The sequence below is a fragment of the Duganella sp. BJB476 genome (assembly GCF_003416895.1).
In the GTDB taxonomy this organism is placed as follows: Bacteria; Pseudomonadota; Gammaproteobacteria; order Burkholderiales; family Burkholderiaceae_D; genus Rugamonas.
In genome coordinates, this window is the sequence record NZ_QVIO01000001.1 from 650,978 (window position 1) to 667,841 (window position 16,864).

Below are 16,864 nucleotides of genomic sequence, written 5' to 3' on the forward strand. Positions count from 1 at the left end.
TCGGCAACTCGATCCAGACAGCGCTTGTCATGCATGGCTCCTTCGGGAGCCATGTGCGTTTTGGCCCCGGTTGTGCCGATTTCGTTCGTTTCCAGTGCTGAGACTGCCAAGACGTCATCAGCCGAGCCACGTAAGCTCTGTTGCGATTCGATAGCCTGTTGAAGCACGCCATCGAAGCAAACCGGCAGTTTCATTGCAACGATCCTCCACGCTCGATGGGGACGTCATCACTAGGAGACGAGTAATATGTTTCAGGAAAAAATATGTGTGCGCTGGGTGAAGTTGGCGCTGGCCTTGTTGTCGGCCCACGGCGTGGCGTACGCGCAGCTGGAGGAGGCGCCCAATCCGGACGCCAAGATGGAGCGGGTGGAAATCACCGGCAGTAACATCAAGCGCATCGCGCAAGAGGGCGTCTCGCCGATGACCCTGATCACCAAGGAAGACATCAAGCGCTCGGGCGCGACCTCGGTGCTCGACGTGTTGCGCAACCTGCCGTCGGTCGGCGGCAACGGCCGAGATTTCGGCGGCGGCAACGACTTCCGCAACGGCGCCACCACGGCCAGCCTGCGTGGCATGCCGACCCTGATCCTGTTGAACGGCAACCGCCTGCCGGTGTCCGGCTCGGACGACTCCAACGGCTTCACCTCGGTGGACTTGAACATGCTGCCGCTGGCGGCGATCGAGCGCATCGAGGTGCTCAAGGACGGCGCCTCGGCGATCTACGGCACCGATGCGGTGGGCGGCGTGATCAACTTCATCATGCGCCAGAACTACCAGGGCGTGGACCTGAGCACCAGCTACGGCACCACCACGCTGGGCGGCGGCGATGTGCGCAAGCTGTCGGTGGCCGGCGGCTACGGCGACCGCGCCACGCAGAAATTCAACCTGACCTACGCGGCGATGTACGAGGACACCAAGCGCATCAAGGGCACCGACCGCGACTGGGCCAACCACATCGACTTCGGCGCCAGCGGTGGCCTGCAGTACGCCAACGTCTACGGCGCCCACGGCACCGACGCCGGCACGCTGTCGATCGGCGGCAACCGCTTCGCCGACCCGGGATGCCTGCCCGGTTCCAAGCTGCCGTATCCGAGCGGCGCCGAATGGTTCCCTTCGCCGACCCGCAACGGCTGCCTGTCGGCGACGGCGGAATTCACCGACCTGGTCAAGCCGTCGCGCCGCGCCGGCGCGACCGCCGCGCTGAACTGGGACATTGCCCCGGACCTGACCTTGTTCGCCAACGCCTTCTTCACCAACTTCGACAAGCGCATCGTCGGCCAGTCGTCGTGGCTGCAGAACCGCGACCGCAACAACCTGGTCATTCCGGCCTCGAATCCCTTCAACACTTACGGCAAGCCGGTGACGGTGCGGCGCGATTTTCCGGTCTACGAGGGAGGCATCAAGACCAACGTCGACAACATCTGGCTGCTGACCGGGCTCAAGGGCGAGCTGGCCGGCTGGGACTGGTCGGCGACCTTATCGCACGGCGAGGAGCGCGGCCGCACCGACACCCTGGGCGCCTACAAGCTGGAGGCGTTGAACCAGGCGGTCGACGACGGGCGCTTCAATCCGTTCGGCGTCAACAGCAATTCGGACGCCTTGATCAGGGAGTTGTCGGGCGAAATGTATGTGAAGACCCGCAGCAAAACCGATTCCATCAAGGTGCAGGCCGGGACCGAATTCGGCGAGCTGCCGGGCGGGAAGATCGGCGTCTCGGTGGGTTCCGAGCTGCGCAAGAATTCGCTGTCGTACACGCCGTCGCAGGATTGGCAGCAAGGCTTGCTGGGCCAGTACGCGGTGTTGCCGCCGATCTCGGGTTCGGAAAAATTGTCGGCCGTGTATGGAGAGCTGAGTCTGCCGCTGCTGAAGACGCTGGAGGCCCAGGCCGCCGTGCGTTACGATAAATACGAGCTGGCCGGCGCCACCACCAATCCCAAGTTAGGCCTGAAGTGGAAGCCGAGCAAGGAGATCATGCTGCGCGCGAACTACAGCACCGGCATGGTGGCGCCATCGCTGCCGCAGCGCTTCAGCCAGGGCCGCGACGCCTTCTATCAGACCAAGGATCCGCACCGCTGCGTCGAGGGCGATGTGTATTTCGATTCCTTCTGCACCCGCCAGGTCAAGGCCTCCAACGTCGGCACCAAGGGTTTGCAGCCGGAGAAGTCGAACCAGTACAACATCGGCTTCGTCATCGAGCCATTCAAGGACCTGAACATCGGCCTGACCTATTACGACATCAAGTGGAAAAACAAGATCGACATCCTCGATACCACGACGGTGCTCGATAACGAAGACGGCGCCTACAAGTCGAGCGTGATGCGCAAAGCAATCACCGCCGACGACATCGCGGCCTACGCGGCGCTGTCGGCGGCCGACCGGGCGCGGCTGGGTCCTTTGCGCGGCGAGCTGTCCAGCATCAACACTGGCTGGATCAACCGCTTCCAGTCGCACACTTCCGGCATCGACCTGGACGCGTCCTACACCTTCCGCACCGAAAAGCTGGGCCGCATCAAGGTGTTTGGCGATGCCAACTACACGATCCGCTACGACACGGTGCTGTTGGCCGACAACGTCTACATCAACTGCCCGAACAACACCTCGTGCGATGCCGGCGAGTACGGCAACCCGCGCGTGCTGGCCAACGTCGGCGTGAACTGGGACCTGGGACCGTGGAGCGGCACCGGCATCGTCAAGTACGTGGCCGGCACCAAGGTCGATCGTTCACCGTCGGCGGTGCAGAACCAATGGTATGACTTCTATGCCAAGGGACGGCGGATACCCGCCATCGCCACGATGGATGCGTCGCTGGCTTATTCGGGCATCAAGAACACGGTGATCCGCGTCGGCGCCAACAATGTGTTCAACCGCGATCCAGCCTTCGACCCAGGCTCCTCGCTGGGCTACAACGATAGCTGGGGCGATCCGCGCGGTCGCTACGTTTATGTCAGCCTGGACTACAGCTTCAAATAAGCGTTGCTGACGATCCGGCCGCCTTCTTCCGGGAAGCGGTCGGATTTTTTATGCGTATAATTCGTATACTTTATTCGCATGGTTGTTGGAGCATGAGCCTTGTAGTCCGAACACTCTCCGAACAAATTTTCACGCTGGTGCGCGAGCGCATCATCGCCGGCCTGATTCCGCCGGACGCTCCCATCCGCCAGGATGCGCTGGCCGCCGAACTGGGCGTGAGCAAAATCCCCCTGCGGGAAGCCTTGGCGCGCCTTGAGCAGGAAAGCCTGCTGGTATCCCATCCCAATCGCGGCTACTTCGTGCGGCCCTTGAGCGCGGAAGAGGCTGAAGAGGTCTACGCGCTGCGCCTGAAACTGGAGCCCGATTCCGTCGGCGAGGCGAGCAGGCTGGCCACACCAGAGGACAAGGCCGCGGCCAAGCGCGCGCTGGATGCGCTCGATGAGGCGATGATCTCGAACAAGGACATGGTGGGCGGCCTCAACCGTGATTTCCACATGTCGCTGGTGCGGCCGCTGGGCCGTCCGCTGACCATCCAGATGATCGAACGCCTCAATATTATTTCCGAACGATATGTGCGCAAGCACCTGGAGCCCGCCGGCCGCGAGGACCGGGCGCACAAGGAGCACCTGGCGATGCTTAAGCTGTGGTCGCAGGGCAAGGGCAATGTGGTCGCGGCGATGATGCACGACCACATCGCCTCGACACTGGAAGACCTGCGGCGGGAATTCAATCAGGAGTAGCAGTCGTTCCTGGCTTTGCCTGAGTTGTCCAGCGATACGCGCGGGCTGTCCATGCGGGCCGCGTGCATATAGAACACGTCGGCGGCGATATGATGGTTGCCGCCGTAGACTTCCGCCAGGATGGCGTACAGCTCCGGATCGTGGGCCCGCAAGTGCTCGTCGTTGACCACGGTTAGCGTGTCCGTGATGTAGGCCATGTTGGAATTGAACCAGAACTGCGTACCCTCGGCCCAATACTCCTCCAGGGTATTCGCCATGTAGGCGCCTTGCCACAGGCGCTTTTCCCTGGCGTGGGCATAGGAGGTTTGAAGGCGCGCAATCAGTTGCGGATCGATGGTGCGCAGCGCGCCCATGATGTTGTGCGAGAACTCGTGCACCAGGATGTTCTCTCCGTAGTAGCGCGTCTTCGGCACGCCCATGATGTTCTCGGCGGCGCCCGTGGTGTACAAGCCGCCCATGCCGCGCGAACGCGCGTCCCAATACTGGCGGTCCGTCATTTGGCCTATCGTCTTGGCATAGTCGCGCACTTCGCATTTCGTCAGCCTGGGGTCGTCAATCGCGGGCTTTTTCCAGTCGCGCTGTTCCGGCATGTCGGTGGTATTTTCCGTGATCGCCATGACACCGACGCGGGCGCCCTGGTGCGCCAGTTCGTCGCGGACGTCGGGGCGGTACGACAGCATGGCGATCACGATGTCGCGCGCCGCCAGTATCGCCGCGTCGGGCACCTGGCTGGATCCGGTGATGGGGATGCCCTGGGCGTCGGCATATTTGGCGTAGAAGGGATCGAAGCCGAAACTCGACGGCGGCGTTCGGATCAGGTCTGTGTGCGCGCAGGCCGCGAGGCCGGCCGCGATGGCCAGGGCGGCCAGCGCCTTGGTTGGATTGAATCGGTAGGTTTTCATCATTTGAATTTGTAGGTCAGTCGAACATAGTAGGCGCGGCCGATCGGATCGGACAAACGCGGATCGTAGCCGGTCTGCGGATTGGCGTTCTGGTTGGAGAACGGTGGATCGGTGTTCAGCAGATTCTTGATCCCTGCGGTCACGGTCGTGTTTTTGAAGCCAGTATAAGCTCCCGACAGCGTCCATATGGAATTGGCGGAAACATCGCGCTGGTATTGCGCCGCCACCGCATTCTGGTCGACGTAGCCGGACGTATAGCGTTGCGACAGCGTCGTGCTCCAGGCGCCGTTCATCCAGCGCAGGGCGAGATTGTGTTTCCAGCGCGTCGCGCCGTTGTACACGCCGATGCTTTCGAACGGATCGGCGTCCGGCGTCACCTGCCACACATTGCTGGTGACGTAGGTGCCGTTGAACCAGGTATCGAACCAGCCTATCGGCGTTTGCGGGAAGCGGTACTGAAGCGTCAGGTCGACGCCGCTGCTCTTGCGGATGCCCAGGTTGGCCAGCGAGGACAGGTTGACGTAGTCGAGCGCCGTGCCGCCGGCGTTGTAGTGGAAACGGTCGCGGTATTTTTCCGGATCGGCGAACAGTTCCGCCTCGGTCAGCGCCGCGCCGATGCCGTCGACGACCTTGATGTGCCAATAGTCGAGAGAAGCGGTCAGGTCCTTCACCGGCTCGAACACCACGCCGAAGGAATACGAGCGCGACTTCTCGGGATGCAGCTCGGGATTGCCGCCGCTCTTGCCCGGCTGGATGGAGTGGCACGCCGTCAGCGGATTGACGCCGGTTTTGGCCACTCCGCCTGGGCATAGTTGCGGATCGTCGTAGGCGCCCACGGTGTAGGTGTCGAATACCGGCGAGTGCATCTCGTACAAGGTCGGCGCGCGGAAACCGGTGTTGGCCGAAGCGCGGAACATCACTTGTTTCAGCGGCTGGAAACGGATGCCGACCTTGGGATTGAAGGTGCTGCCGGCGTCGCTATACCGGTCCGAACGGGCGGCGAGTTGCAGTTCCAGCGTCTTGTGGAGCGGGGCGACCAGTTCCGCGTACACGGCCGAGAGCGAGCGCGAGGCATCCTGGTCCTTCACGCCAAACAGGGCGGTGGCGCGATAGATCGCGGCCTGGTCGACGATCGCATGGTTGACGGTATAGGTGGAATTCTCCGTGCGATGTTCGGCGCCGAGCGCCAGCGCCAGGGCGCCGCCGGGCAGTGTCATCAGGTCGCGCGTTGCGCGCACATCGACGCTGGCGTTCTTCGCCTTGGCGTTTAAGGCATTGCCGATCAACAGTGCGTTTTGCAGGTAGGCCGCGCCTTGGGCGTCCTGCGCGCCGAACGGGTTGAGCGTGCCGGCGGTGATGCCCGGCTGGATCATGGCGTCCTCCACATAGCCGCTGGTGAAATCCTGGGTGACCCGCGTTTGCGCGTAGCTGGCGCCGCCCGCCAGTTCCCATCCGTAAGCGGAGCCTTCCACGCTGAGCACCACGCGGTCGGATACGCCGAGGTTCTTCGAGGTCCGTTGTCCGGTTTCCAGCGGACGCCAGTTGATCGTCAGGTCTTCGCCGGTGAGGCCGCTCACGGCGGGCGTGCCGCCCGCCGCGCCCGGATACCACTTGTTATCCGCGCTCATTTTCAGCCCGGTCAGCGGCGGTGGTGCGATGCGGCTGATGTTCTCGCTCTCCGAGTGCAGGTAGTCGAGCGTGGCCAGGCCGTAGGCGCCGAAACGCAACGCGCCCTTGACATAGGCCGTGGTCTGCTTGGTATCGGGAATATCGTCGACCAGGCGCGCATAATCCTGGCGGCAGGTGCCCATGTCGGTGACGCCATTGCCGGCTTGCGGCACGGTATTCGGCGCAAAGCAGCCGCTGGCGTAGCGCGGGTTGCCGGTGATGCCCTTGGCGGAAAAGAAGTTGGCCGGGAAGGTGGTGCCGCTGGTCTTGTTGATGCCGTATGCCGGCTGGATGCCGGTGGCCGAGTACGGCCGGTCGATCGAGCGCACCCGGCCCTGGTCGTGGTAGTCGAGCACGCCGAAGACGTTGTAGCCGTCCTTTTGCAGATCGCCGAATCCGGCGGTGACGTTGCCGCGCTTTTCGTGGCCGCCGGTCTGCTGCGGAATGACGGCTTCGGCAGTGGCGGACACGCCGGTGAACGAGCGCTTGGTGATGAAGTTGATCACGCCGGCCACCGCATCGGTGCCGTAGATGTGGGAGGCGCCGTCGCGCAGGATCTCTACCCGGTCCAGCGCCGCGAACGGGATGGCGTTCAGGTCGACGCTGCTGCCGTCGAAGGGATGGTTGGCCAGGCGCCGGCCGTTGAGCAGCACCAGCGTGCGGTCGTCGCCGAGGCCGCGAAGATTGGCCGACGACTTGCCGCCGCCGTCGAAGCCGATGCTGGTGCTGCCGACGGTGGTCTGCTGGTTGGCGGAGACCGAGGACAGCACTTCCTCGATGGTGGTCATGCCCTTGCTGACGAATTCATCGGCCTTCATGATCGTGACCGGCAGCGCGGATTCGCCGGCGATGCGCTTGATGGACGAACCGGTCACGGTTACGCGCTGGACTTCCGCTGCTTGTTCCTGTTCCTTGTTCTGGTCCTGGGCGAGCGCGGGCTGGGTGGCTGTCATGGCCGCGCCGCCCAATGCGAGCAGTATGGCGCGGTGGATGCGAGTCATTTGAAACATATCGTGGTGTCTCCCTTTTTATTGACGACTTATAAAAGCTGGCAACTTCAATCTTGAAATTTTCAAGACGAAGCTGCGCGTCAAATCCTGCGGAAGTAGCACAAAAACGCTTCAATCTGCGATGCTGCAGGCCTCGCTAGGCACGTCGCGCGCCAGCTGGCGGAAGGCTGCCGGCGCCACGCCGTAGCGGCGCGCAAAGGCGCGGGAGAAATGGCTGGCATTGGAGAAGCCAAGGTCGAGCGCAATGTCGATGATGCGGGCGTCGCCGGCCATCAGGATCTCTCGCGCGCGCTCGATGCGCAGCTTCATCAGGTACTGGTGCGGCGGCATGCCGACCGATTTGTGGAATTCACGCGAGAAGTGGGATTCGCTCATCGCGCAGGCCTCGGCCATGTCCACCACGGCGATTTCCTCCGCCAGCCGCGCGGCCATGTACGCCAGGATTTTCTGCAGGCGCGATCCCGCCAGGCTGCTGGTGGCGCAGGCGGAGGGCAGCTGCGCGTGCTGCTGCAGCAGATAAGCCACCAGGGCCGATGTCAGATGGTCGCGGAATTGCGGCGCCCAGGCGCCGGCCAGCGTGTCGGCGTCGAGCAGCTTCAGGGTCAGGTCCATGACCACGCGATCCGGCGCGATCCAGTTGCTGGACAGTGTGGACAGGCTCTGGCCGCAGGTCGCAGCCATGGCCTGCACGGTCGCCGTCGGGACGAAGATGTTGACGATGTCGCAACCGCTTAAACGGCGCCAACGGCCCTTGGCGCCCGGCATGCATACACGAAAACGGTTGGCGCCGATCACGCCGCTCCAGACGGGGGCGCCGTCGTTCCAGATTTCCGATTGATGCGGCTCCAGCTGAATGGCGATGCGGTAGCTGTCGGGATGCGGCACGATGGAGCGGATCGCGCTGTCGGCGCCGTCGGCGGTCCAGCGCACGATCACCGCGCCCGACAGCGGCAGCGGCCCGATGCAGGCCCGCAGCGGCTCGGTCGCCCCGCTGCGCCGAAAGCATTCCTTGAGCGTGTCGGAGTTGTCCCATCCGAAGGCCTGCGTGAGCTGATTGAGCTGATTCATGATTTGCCACAATCCAGAAATCGTATACCGTATATTACCTAGGGATTGTGATTTCAACAAGGCGGTGTTGCGGAATATCGTTCCGTCGATTCGTCATTTTCGTAATTGCCCGGCCTGCGTGCCGGGGGCACAATCGCCCGCAAACAATTCAGAAAGTGATGGAGATACATGAAATTGCGGAGAAAAATTAGCCTGATATCGGCAGCCGTGGCGCTTTGCTGCGGTAGCGTCGGCGCGCAAACCGGCGAGCCTGCTGCGCCCACAAGCACGCCGTGGATGAACGCGCAGCTGGGCGCGGAGGAGCGGGCACGCCTGGCGGTCGCGGCGATGACGTTCGACGAGAAGCTCAAGCTGGTCTACGGCTACCTGGGCGCCGACATGGAATATAAAAAGACCACGCGGCCGGCGCCGGCGCACAAGCAGTCGGCCGGCTTTATCTACGGCGTGCCGCGCCTGGGCATCCCCCACCTGTGGGAAACCGACGCCGGCCTGGGCGTGGCCAGCCAGGCCGGGCCGGACGCGCGCCAGGGCACGGCGCTGCCGTCCGGCTTGAATACGGCGGCCACCTGGGACCTGCAGACCGCCTATGCGGGTGGCGCCATGATCGGCGCCGAAGCGCGCGCCTACGGCTTCAATGTGCTGCTGGCCGGCGGTGTCAACCTGATGCGCGAACCGCGCAACGGCCGCAACTTCGAGTATGCAGGCGAGGATCCCCTGTTGGCTGGCAAGATCGTCGGCGCGCAAATCAAGGGCGTCCAGTCGAATCGCGTGGTGTCCACGCTCAAGCACTTTGCCTTGAATGACCAGGAAACCGGCCGCACCACGCTCAACGTCAGGATCGACGACCGTTCGGCGCGCATGTCGGACCTGCTGGCCTTGCAGATTGCGAACGAAGAGGGCAATCCCGGCGCGGTCATGTGTTCCTACAACCGCGTCAACGGCGTCTATGGCTGCGAGAGCAACTACCTGCTGAACGAGGTGCTGAAGAAGGACTGGGGCTTCAAGGGCTGGGTGATGTCGGACTGGGGCGCGACGCACAGCACGGTGCCGGCCGCCAATGCCGGGCTGGACCAGCAGTCCGGCATGCCGTTCGACGTGGCCGATTATTTCGGCCCGCCGCTGAAGGAGGCCGTGCTGAACGGCTGGGTGCCGCAGGCGCGCCTGGACGACATGGTGCGCCGCATCCTGTATGCGATGTTCGCGCACGGCGTGGTGGACCACCCGGTGGCGCCTGCCCCTGAGGCGATCGACTTCAATGCGCACGCGGCGGTGTCGCGCAAGGACGCGCAGGAGGGCATGGTGCTGCTGAAGAACAGCAACGGCGCCTTGCCGCTGAACCGCGCCGCCAAGCGCATCGCGGTGATCGGCGGCTATGCCGACCGCGGCGTGCTGGCCGGCGGCGGTTCGTCGCTGGTTTATCCGGTTGGCGGCAATGCCGCGCCGGAGCTGCTGCCCAAGACCTGGCCCGGCCCGGTCATGGTCTATCCGTCGTCGCCGTTGAAAGCCATCCAGGCGCGCATGCCGTCGGCCACGGTGGTGTACAGCGACGGCAGCGACCGCGATGCGGCGGCCAAGCTGGCGCGCGACAGCGACGTGGTGCTGGTGTTCGCGACCCAGTGGACGGGCGAGGGCTTCGACATACCCAACCTGTCGCTGCCCGACAAGCAGGACGAGCTGATCGCAACCGTGGCCGAGGCCAACGCCAACACCGTGGTGGTGCTGGAAACCGGCGGTCCGGTGACCATGCCGTGGCTGACTAAGGTGTCGGCCGTGCTGGAGGCGTGGTATCCCGGCACCAGCGGCGGCGAGGCGATTGCCGGCGTGCTGTTCGGCGAGGTCAATCCTTCAGGCCATTTGCCGGCCACCTTCCCGGCATCGGAATCGCAATTGCCTCGCCCGGCGTTGGATGGCTTCCCTGAAGTGGCGGACCGTCGCTTCGACGTCAGCTACAGCGAAGGTGCCGCCGTTGGCTACAAGTGGTTCGACCTGAAGGGGCTGACGCCGCTGTTCCCGTTCGGCCATGGCCTGTCCTATACCGAGTTCGCCTTCTCGGACCTGGCCGCCAGCGTCAAGGGCGGCGTCGTGCGCGCTTCGTTCACGGTGAAAAATACCGGCAAGGTCGTGGGCAAGCAGGTGGCCCAGCTCTACGTGTCGCCGCTGAGCGCGCGCTGGGAAGCGCCGAAACGCCTGGCCGGTTTCCAGAAGGTCGAGGTGCAGCCGGGTGCCGGCGTGCAGGCTTCGGTGACCGTCGATCCGCGCTTGCTGGCGGTGTATGACTCGGCATCGAAGACCTGGAAGGTGGCCAGGGGCGACTACAAGCTGACCCTGGCGGCCAGCGCCGCCGACAGTAAGGCCGTCAGCACCGTGGTCCACCTGGATGCCGCCGTCTACGATGTGAACGGCAAGCCTTCCCGCTAAACGCCGGAGGACAAAAAAAGGGCGGGCGCTGTATTTGCAGCGCCCGCCCTTTTTATTTCACTGCCGTTTTACCACCAGAGGCTGTAGATCGCCGTCAGTGCGATGCCGATCACCGCCGAACCCAGCGCAAAGGCGCCGTCGACGCGGAACAGCGAGGTGTCGATGTGCATGTGCTTGACGTTGTCGCGCTTGACGTCGGCCATCTTGCTGATCACGACCATGCCGGCTACCACCACCCAGAACACGATGAACATGCGGTCGAGGAAGGGGATCTCGGCCAGGCCGCCGGCGGTGACCTTGGCAAAGCCGATCGGCACCAGGAACGACAGGTCCATCATCGTCGGCAGGAACTTCAGCACGATCGAGCCGACCAGGCCGCCCAAGGTGGCGAACATGGCGGCGCCGGCCGTGGTTTTCTTCCAGAAGAAGCCCAGCAGGAACATGGCCAGGATGCCGGGCGAGACAAAGCCGGTGTATTCCTGGATGTACTGGAAGCCGCCTTTCTTGTCGATGCCCAGCATCGGCGCGATCAGCACGGCCAGCACCATCGCCACCACCACGCTGACGCGGCCGATCCACACCATGCGCTGCTCGCTGGCCTGCTTGTTGAAGGCCTTTTTGTAGATGTCGAGCGTGAAGATGGTGGCGATGCTGTTGGCCTTGCCGGCCAGCGAAGCCACCACTGCCGCCGTCAGCGCGGCGAAGGCGATGCCCTTCAGGCCGGATGGCAACAGGTTGAGCAGGATAGGGTAGGCGCGGTCGGGATTGACTTCGCCGCCGACCTTCATGGCGTCGCCCAGCGCGCCGGATTTGTCCAGCGCATAGGCGGCGATGCCAGGCAACACAACGATGACCGGCATCAGCAGCTTCAGGAAGGCCGCGAACAGCAGGCCTTTGCGCGCGGTCGGCAGGTCGGCGCCCAGCGCGCGCTGGGTGATGTACTGGTTGCAGCCCCAATAGTTCAGGTTGACGATCCACATGCCGCCCAGCAGCACCGACAGGCCGGGCAAGTCCATGTAGTTCGGATTGTCGCGCGCGAGCACCATGTCGAAGTGGTCGCGGCTATGGGCGTACAGCTCTGACAGGCCGGACATCGCGCCTTGCTTGTGCGCCAGCGCGGCCACCATGTCGAGCGCCAGCCAGGTGGTGACCAGGCCGCCGACCACCAGGCAGGTCACCTGCACCACGTCGGTGTAGCCGATCACCTTCATGCCGCCCAGCGTGATCACCGCCGCGAACACCGCCAGGAACAGCATGCACGGCAGCAGGGCGATGCCCGACAGGCTGCTGATGGCCAGCGCACCCAGGTACAGGATCGAAGTCAGGTTGACCACCACGTACAGGCCCAGCCAGAAAAGCGCCATCGTGGTCGCCACCGCCTTGCCGTAGCGCTGTTCGAGGAACTGCGGCATGGTGTAGATGCGGTTCTTCAGGTAGACCGGCATGAAGAACACGGCCACGATCACCAGCGTGGCGGCCGCCATCAGCTCATACACGGCGATGGCCATGCCGATGCGGTAGCCGGAACCGCTCATGCCGATGAACTGCTCAGCCGAGATATTGGAAGCGATCAGCGAGGCGCCGATGGCCCACCAGGTCAGCGACCCCTCGGCCAGGAAATAGTCGTGTGAAGCCGAACCGGAACCGGCCTGCTTGCGCCGGTAGACCCAGATGCCATAGCCGGCGACCAGAACGAAATAAAACAGAAAGACGGTGACGTCTATGGTGGAAAAAGTGCTCATGCAGCGCTCGAAATGAAAGGTTTGTCTCCGGATGGACGGCCTGGTTGCGGCCGTTCCCTTTTTTTAAATCTACCAAGTGAAAATCTTAGGCGATTTGGGCCGGAAGACGCCAATACGACTTTTGCAATCAGCTATATCGTTTGGGTAAGGCTTCACTTCAATAATTGTTAATTCGACACTACATTCATCCGGACCGCGCGTCCCCCGAGCAAGGGCAGCAGGCTGATCAGCGCAAGCACGGCCAGCGCGACGCCTACCCACAACGGCGAGCGCAAGCCGTAGCCGGCGGCGATCCCCAGTCCGCCTATCCACGACCCGGCGCCCAGGCCGATGTTGATGACCGAGGTGTGGATGGTGTTGACCAGAGGCCCGGGATGCGCGGTCCGCATCACCCGCGCGATAATGGCAGGATTCATGGACATGCCGACCAGCCCGGTCACCACCAGCAAGGCGATGCTGATCGTCTGGTCGTGCGCAAACACGGCGAACAGCGCCAAGCTGATGCTCAGGATCAGCATGCCCCCGACCATGATCGGTATCGTGTACTGGTCCGCAAACCGCCCCACCACGCCGTTGCCGACCACGTTGGCGACGCCGTAGACGCCCAGCAGCCACGGAATCGAGGAGGGCGGGAAGCCGCTCACCTCGGTCAGGATGGGCGCGAAGTAGCTGAAGGCGGCGAAGATCGCACCGATGATGAGGCCGCTGCTGGCATAGGCCGCCCACAGATGGGGATTCCTGAACTCCTTCAGTTCGCTGCCCAGGCTGGCTGCCTGGGATGGCCTGGAGCGCGGCATCAGCAACGTGACCAGCACCATGCACAGCACCGTCAGCAGCACCACCAGCCAGAAGCTGGCGCGCCATCCCAGATGCTGGTCGATCAGCGTGGCCATCGGCACGCCGACCACCGAAGCCAACATGAGACCGCCGATCACGACGGCGGCGGCGCGCCCGCGCGCGTGGACGCCGACCAGGTCGGCACAGATCGCCAGCGATACGCCAAAGCAGGCCGAGGCGGCCACGCCGGTGGCCAGCCGCGCGATCGCCATGACGTCATAGCTGGTGGCCGAGGCGGCGATCGATTGGGCGATCACGTACAGGCTCAGCAGCCCAAGCAAGCCGTCCTTCTTGGTGATGCGCAGCTTGAGCATGCCGACGGTGATCAGCGGCCCGCCAACCACCATGCCGATGGCGTAGAGCGAGATCAGGTAGCCGATCCGTGTCACCGGCTCGCCCAGGGCCAGCGCCAGCGACGGCATCATGCCCGCCACCATGAATTCGGACGTGGTCAACGAGAAGATCGTCAAGCCGAGTATATAGACAAGCAGGGGCATACAGGTTTCCTTCGAAAGTAAAAGCTAGGACTGGGCGGGAATGAAAATGCTGTCCGCAATGTCGGCCGCCGAGAAGTTCGGAAAATCGCGCACCGACAGATGCTGCGGGTCGTTGCCGGTGACCATGCGCAGCAGCTGGTTGCCGCCGGCCTGCAGGTAGAACACCGAGCGCGCCTTGCCCGGCCGCTCGATGACCCAGGCATCGGCCGGCTGGCCCAGCACGGCGTGGCGGCCGTTATGCAGCGCCTCGCCGTCGCGCAGGATGGCCTGCGGCAGGAACAGTTCACGGAACGGCGCCACCTCGTCCGGCAGCGCCGTTTCGCGCAGTTGCTCGCCATGCCTGGCATACGCCACTTTTTGCTTGCGGCTGCGCTCGCGCCCGGCGTCGCCGATTTCGGACATCCACAGACGGTGCCCGGTCTCCCGCTCCGACCAGGGGTTGAACAGGCCGTCGATGCGGCAGATATTGCGGTCGTAGTCGAACCAGCAATAGCCGGAGGTGACCTCGTCCTCTTCCCGCATCGGCGACCAGTAGGAGATGTAGGCGCTGCTCCATTGCAGCGGCAACAGCGGCGGCGTGGCGTAGTTCGGCATGGCGGCTCCTTATCGACCCAGCGCGTAGCCGAGCGTGGCCATCAGCGCGTCCTGCAACGGCGGCAAGTCCTTGCGGCGGTTATCGAAGCTGATGGTCAGTTCGGCGTTGCTCAGTCCGATGCGGTCGCTGACGGTTTCGAACCAGCGGCGGCTGCTGTCGGCGTGGTCCTTGAACAGCCGCACCAGCGGCACGGCGCGGGCGTTGAAGTTGGCCAGCGCGGCGGCGGTGTCGGCCTCGGCGCCCAGGGTTTTCGCCAGCAGCAGGGCGACCGTCACCGCCATCGTGGTGCCATGGCCGATCGAGAAGTGGCCCGACTGCAGCGCATCGCCGATCAGCACGAACTTGCCGTGGCTGGCCTGTTCGCGGCTGAGCGTCATGAAGTTGCGCCAGCCCTGGCCCGGTTGGCTGATCAGGTCGTGGTCGCCCAGTTCGGCCTGGAAGGTCTGGGCCAGATAGGCGGCGACCTCGCTGTCGCTGCGGTTCTCCAGCCCGGCGCGGGCAAAGCTCTGTTCGCTGCACTCGACGATAAAGGTGCTCATCGTGTCCGAGTATTTATAGGCGTGGCCCATGAAGATGCCATGCTCGTTGCTGCGGAAGACCAGGTTCATCTGGTCGAACAGCTGGGTGGTGCCGTACCAGATGTATTTGTTGCGGCCGAAATCGACCTGCGCCGCCAGCGCCTGCGGCAACTCCAGCGACTTGTGGTTGACGCCGTTGGACACCACCACCAGGTCGTACTCGGCCTCCAGCGCTTCCTTGCTGGCCAGCGGCGTTTCGTACTGGATAGTGATGCCGGCGGCCACGCACTTGGCGCGCAGCGCCTGCACCAGCGCCTGGCGTCCGACGCCGCACAGCGTGATGCCGGTGCTCATCAGGTTGGGCTGGTCGTGGTGCACCAGCTTGAACTCTTCCAGGTACTGCGGATTGAGCAGTTCGGGCTGCTCCAGGTAGGACAGCGGATTGGCCGGATGGCGCGGCGGCCGTCCCGGCAGCACCACACCCCAGCCCAGCACTTCTTCCTGGGTGTTCTTTTCCGCAATGCGGATGTCCCAGCCGGGCTGGGCTTGCTTCATCTGACTGGCAAAGATCAGTCCTGCCGGTCCGGCGCCGATAACGAGAATCTTCATTAATTTACCCTTCCAAGTTTGTACCAAACGTTTTGCTTCTTCTGGATTTGTTGCAACTCATCGTAGGGAACCGATGTGAAGTACAGTTTCTCCGCCATGTCGGGCGGATAAACACGGGGGAATTTCTTGTGCATGTAGCGGGTGTACCGGGTCTGCAGGAAGAAAATCAGATTCGGATTGCTCAGCGCTTCGTAGTTGGCGATCGCCATATCCTGCATGGCGTCGGCCTGCACCTTGCGCTGGCGGGTGAACTCGGCCAGCACCTGGTTCATCGCATCGGGCTGGCGGTCGAGCAGGGTGGCGAAGACGTACACATCCTCCAGCGCCATGTTCATGCCCTGGCCGAGGAAGGGCGCGGTGGCGTGCGCCGAGTCGCCGATCAGCAGGACGTTGCCCTTGTAGTGGAAGGTGTTGGAGCGAACATTGATGAGGTCGTTGCTGGGCAGGGCGATGAACTGGTCCAGCAATTCCTGGCGGCTGGCCGGCGGCAGGGTGCCGAAGTAGCGGCTGAAGAAGTCCGCCATGGCTTCGCGGTTGAGCGTGGCCAGGCTGGGCGTGCCGGTGTAGGGCAGGCAGATGGCGAAGCTGATGCTGCCGTCCGGGATGGTGGCGGCGCGGCCGGCGAACAGGCCCTTGGAATCCATGCCGAAGAAGTACAGCAAGTCCTTGCGGAAGCCCAGTCCGGCGGCGTTTGGCAGCACGAGGGTCTTGTAGCCGTGGCGGAAGAAGGTCTGCTTGAACTCGAAGCGCCGCATGCCGCTTTGCATGGCCCGCCGCACCGCCGAGTGGGCGCCGTCGGCGCCGATGATCAGGTCGCCTTGCAGATGCTGCAGCGCGCCGTTGCTATCCTGGATCAGCACGGATTTCCGGTCGAGATCGACGTCCAGGCATTTATGCTCGAAGTAGTATTTGACCTCGTGCTTGACGGCGTGCCGGTTCAGCAGGCGCTGGAAGGCGGTGCGGTCCAGCGACAGCGGGAACAGGCCTTCGAGCGGGGTCAGCTCGCGCACCTTGAAGTCGCCGCGCACGGAGAACGCCATGCCGACCACGGGCTCGCCGCACTGGTCCAGCTCCTGCTTGCTGACGCCGGCCCCCAGCACGGCCTTGATGCCGCGCACGGTCATGCTGACGCCGATCGCGCGGGAGCCGATCGGATCGGCGCTGGCCGCATTGGGTCCGAGTGGATCGCTGCGCTTTTCGATGACGTGGACGTCGTGCCCCCGTCGCGCCATATAGATGGCGGCCAGGCTGCCCGCCAGGCCGCCGCCGACGATGATGATCTTGTACATT

At 63.8% G+C, this 16,864-nt stretch carries 11 protein-coding genes; 3 read left to right on the forward strand and 8 right to left on the reverse strand.

Annotated elements, in window-relative coordinates:
• Nucleotides 1-246 precede the first annotated feature (246 nt).
• Nucleotides 247-2,970 carry a TonB-dependent receptor gene (locus D0T21_RS02890; RefSeq protein ID WP_116988324.1) on the forward strand — a complete coding sequence of 908 codons (2,724 nt, stop codon included), beginning with the start codon at nucleotides 247-249 and terminating at the stop codon, nucleotides 2,968-2,970.
• 92 nt (nucleotides 2,971-3,062) lie between these two features.
• Nucleotides 3,063-3,710 carry a GntR family transcriptional regulator gene (locus tag D0T21_RS02895; protein ID WP_116988325.1) on the forward strand — a complete coding sequence of 216 codons (648 nt, stop codon included), beginning with the start codon at nucleotides 3,063-3,065 and terminating at the stop codon, nucleotides 3,708-3,710.
• On the opposite strand, the gene D0T21_RS02900 is transcribed toward D0T21_RS02895, so the two are convergent.
• From D0T21_RS02900 to D0T21_RS02910, 3 genes are all read right to left on the reverse strand, one after another.
• The gene (locus D0T21_RS02900) at nucleotides 3,701-4,615 is read right to left on the reverse strand and encodes a hypothetical protein (protein ID WP_199538389.1); all 915 of its coding nucleotides are present in this window, start codon (nucleotides 4,613-4,615) and stop codon (nucleotides 3,701-3,703) included. The genes D0T21_RS02895 and D0T21_RS02900 overlap by 10 nt on opposite strands.
• Entirely contained in the window at nucleotides 4,612-7,290 is a 2,679-nt protein-coding gene (locus D0T21_RS02905) for a TonB-dependent receptor (RefSeq protein WP_229211310.1), read from the reverse strand. Before D0T21_RS02905 ends, D0T21_RS02900 begins: the two co-directional genes overlap by 4 nt.
• A 111-nt stretch (nucleotides 7,291-7,401) precedes the next feature.
• A complete protein-coding gene (locus tag D0T21_RS02910) occupies nucleotides 7,402-8,358 on the reverse strand; it encodes a helix-turn-helix domain-containing protein (RefSeq protein WP_116988326.1) in 957 nt (318 codons plus the stop codon).
• 168 nt (nucleotides 8,359-8,526) lie between these two features.
• Here D0T21_RS02910 and D0T21_RS02915 point away from each other — a divergent pair, with 168 nt between their 5' ends.
• Nucleotides 8,527-10,776: a glycoside hydrolase family 3 C-terminal domain-containing protein gene (locus D0T21_RS02915; RefSeq protein WP_116988327.1), complete on the forward strand. Its 2,250-nt coding sequence runs from the start codon at nucleotides 8,527-8,529 to the stop codon at nucleotides 10,774-10,776.
• A gap of 68 nt (nucleotides 10,777-10,844) precedes the next feature.
• Here D0T21_RS02915 and D0T21_RS02920 read toward each other — a convergent pair whose 3' ends face one another.
• The 5 genes from D0T21_RS02920 to D0T21_RS02940 all read right to left on the reverse strand — a co-directional run bounded on the left by D0T21_RS02920 (nucleotide 10,845) and on the right by D0T21_RS02940 (nucleotide 16,863).
• Entirely contained in the window at nucleotides 10,845-12,518 is a 1,674-nt protein-coding gene (locus tag D0T21_RS02920) for a sodium/solute symporter (RefSeq protein ID WP_116988328.1), read from the reverse strand.
• Nucleotides 12,519-12,685: 167 nt separating this feature from the next.
• Complete coding sequence (locus D0T21_RS02925) at nucleotides 12,686-13,852, reverse strand: MFS transporter (RefSeq protein WP_116988329.1); 1,167 nt, start codon at nucleotides 13,850-13,852, stop codon at nucleotides 12,686-12,688.
• A 24-nt stretch (nucleotides 13,853-13,876) separates the two neighbouring features.
• Nucleotides 13,877-14,446: a violacein biosynthesis enzyme VioE gene (gene vioE / locus D0T21_RS02930; protein ID WP_116988330.1), complete on the reverse strand. Its 570-nt coding sequence runs from the start codon at nucleotides 14,444-14,446 to the stop codon at nucleotides 13,877-13,879.
• 9 nt (nucleotides 14,447-14,455) lie between these two features.
• Nucleotides 14,456-15,574 carry a tryptophan hydroxylase gene (locus tag D0T21_RS02935; RefSeq protein ID WP_229211311.1) on the reverse strand — a complete coding sequence of 373 codons (1,119 nt, stop codon included), beginning with the start codon at nucleotides 15,572-15,574 and terminating at the stop codon, nucleotides 14,456-14,458.
• A complete protein-coding gene (locus D0T21_RS02940; protein WP_116988331.1) occupies nucleotides 15,574-16,863 on the reverse strand; it encodes an NAD(P)/FAD-dependent oxidoreductase in 1,290 nt (429 codons plus the stop codon). The genes D0T21_RS02935 and D0T21_RS02940 overlap by 1 nt, the downstream gene beginning before the upstream one ends.
• Nucleotide 16,864 lies beyond the last annotated feature (1 nt).

What these genes read in the sequence shown, in the direction of transcription:
- D0T21_RS02915 (WP_116988327.1), top strand. Translation starts at nt 8,527, where the DNA reads ATGAAATTGCGGAGAAAAATTAGCCTGATATCGGCAGCCGTGGCGCTT.
- D0T21_RS02890 (WP_116988324.1), top strand. Translation starts at nt 247, where the DNA reads ATGTTTCAGGAAAAAATATGTGTGCGCTGGGTGAAGTTGGCGCTGGCC.
- vioE (WP_116988330.1), bottom strand. Translation starts at nt 14,446, where the DNA reads ATGCCGAACTACGCCACGCCGCCGCTGTTGCCGCTGCAATGGAGCAGC.
- D0T21_RS02935 (WP_229211311.1), bottom strand. Translation starts at nt 15,574, where the DNA reads ATGAAGATTCTCGTTATCGGCGCCGGACCGGCAGGACTGATCTTTGCC.
- D0T21_RS02910 (WP_116988326.1), bottom strand. Translation starts at nt 8,358, where the DNA reads ATGAATCAGCTCAATCAGCTCACGCAGGCCTTCGGATGGGACAACTCC.
- D0T21_RS02940 (WP_116988331.1), bottom strand. Translation starts at nt 16,863, where the DNA reads ATGTACAAGATCATCATCGTCGGCGGCGGCCTGGCGGGCAGCCTGGCC.
- D0T21_RS02895 (WP_116988325.1), top strand. Translation starts at nt 3,063, where the DNA reads ATGAGCCTTGTAGTCCGAACACTCTCCGAACAAATTTTCACGCTGGTG.
- D0T21_RS02900 (WP_199538389.1), bottom strand. Translation starts at nt 4,615, where the DNA reads ATGATGAAAACCTACCGATTCAATCCAACCAAGGCGCTGGCCGCCCTG.
- D0T21_RS02905 (WP_229211310.1), bottom strand. Translation starts at nt 7,290, where the DNA reads ATGTTTCAAATGACTCGCATCCACCGCGCCATACTGCTCGCATTGGGC.
- D0T21_RS02925 (WP_116988329.1), bottom strand. Translation starts at nt 13,852, where the DNA reads ATGCCCCTGCTTGTCTATATACTCGGCTTGACGATCTTCTCGTTGACC.
- D0T21_RS02920 (WP_116988328.1), bottom strand. Translation starts at nt 12,518, where the DNA reads ATGAGCACTTTTTCCACCATAGACGTCACCGTCTTTCTGTTTTATTTC.